At 59.5% G+C, this 1660-nt stretch carries 2 protein-coding genes; both read left to right on the top strand.

All coding sequences use genetic code 11. The annotated features are described in order from the left end of the window. The first annotated feature begins 112 nt into the window (after positions 1 to 112). Positions 113 to 1201, top strand: a complete 1089-nt coding sequence (locus PROAA_RS05665; protein WP_186410411.1) for a tellurite resistance/C4-dicarboxylate transporter family protein — start codon at positions 113 to 115, stop codon at positions 1199 to 1201. A 54-nt stretch (positions 1202 to 1255) separates the two neighbouring features. Then, on the top strand, positions 1256 to 1660 hold a 405-nt coding region (locus PROAA_RS05660; RefSeq protein ID WP_222102122.1), incomplete at its 3' end, for a hypothetical protein.

Raw genomic sequence — 1660 nt, 5'->3', positions numbered from 1 at the left:
GGCAAGGCCAGACTGACTGGCGCGGTGCAAATCGCGCTACTATCTCTGCAAACCACGCGGGCAGTGATGCTTCTTCCTGTCCCGACTAGCCACCCTTCAGCCCGTTCAGTCCATGCCAAAGCCACCCACCGACACCTCGCAGTCAGCACCAGCACCAGCGCCGGGATTCTCGCTGGAGGCGTTGCATCCGGGAAATTTCGCGCTGGTCATGGCCAGCGGGATCATCTCGATAGGTTTCAGTACGCTACACCATGAATTGCTGGCCGACGTTGTTTGCGTCTTCGCGATTGTTGCCTGGGTGACGTTACTGACGTTGAACGTGGGGCGGTTTTTCATGTTTTCGCGAGCGGTGCGCATCGACCTGCTCAATCCGCGAATGGTTTTTTCATTCTTCACGCTGGTGGCTGCGACAGATATTGTCGGACTGCTGTTGAACGCGCGCGGTCATACCGGTCTGGCGATGGGATGCTGGGTAATCGCTTTTCTCGCCTGGTGCTTGCTGCTCTATCTTGCCTTCAGCGTGCTGACCTTCTTGAGCCACGAGAACAACGTCAACATCGTGCACGGCGGCTGGTTGATCTCCATCGTTGGAACGCAGTCGCTGGTCTTGCTGGGCGCGGCGATTGCGCCCGCACTGGGCGAGTACGCCGGCTACATGATGGTCGAAGTGCATATGCTGTGGGGGCTCGGTCTCCTGTTCTATGGCATTTTCGTAACCCTCTTCTGCTATCGCATCTTTTTCCTGGCGCTCAAGCCGCAGGATATCTCGCCGCTGCTGTGGGTCATCATGGGCGCCGCGGCGATCAGCGCCAATGCCGGCACCTCGCTGCTCAGCGAGGATCCGTACCTGCCATTCCTTGCCGCGCAGAGACCGTTCGTCGAAGGCGTAACGATGATGATATGGGCATGGGGCACCTGGTGGATTCCGATGCTCTTGATGTTCGGCTTTTGGAAGCACATCGCGCGCGGCCTTCCGCTTAAATACGAGCCGGCGATGTGGAGCTTCGTCTTCCCGCTGGGCATGTACACCGTCGCCAGTGCCCGTCTCGGTCTGGCTGCCGAGTTTCCGCCGCTGCAATGGATTTCGCAGATCATGATCTGGGTGGCCTTTGCGGTATGGTTGTTCGTTCTGGGCGGATTGGCAAGAGGGCTGCTGACCCGGCTGGCGGGTGTCCGGGCACGTACCGCCGCACCGCCTTGAATCCGGCTTCGCGCCGCTGTAATTGACCCCAGCAGAATAAAGAGGAGCAAACCAATGGAACTGACCACTTGTTTGCGCGCTGTTCAGCGGGCGCAATTTGCCTTGTGGCACGTGCGATCCATGAGAAAAGTCCGGGCGGTGCCGATGCTGCTCTGCGCATTGGTTGGCGCGTTCGTGACCATTGAATCCCGGGCGTTCGCTACAGCGACCGAGTATGGCGGTACCTGTGACGTTTCGGCGGCGGTCTCGCTGGGCGAGCAGCAATTCGTCGTTGCCAATGATGAGGACAATGTACTGCGCGTTTATCGGGAGGGCCGGACCGCGGCACCCGTCAGCACACTCGATCTCTCGGAATTTCTGAAGTCGGACCCGAAACACCCCGAGGCCGACCTTGAAGCGGCGGCTCGCATCGGCAACCGGATTTACTGGATCGCTTCGCACGGCACCAATAGCGATGGC

It is taken from the genome of Candidatus Propionivibrio aalborgensis, assembly GCF_900089945.1.
GTDB classification, from domain to species: Bacteria; Pseudomonadota; Gammaproteobacteria; order Burkholderiales; family Rhodocyclaceae; genus Propionivibrio; species Propionivibrio aalborgensis.
This window is presented reverse-complemented; position numbering and strand designations above follow the sequence as displayed.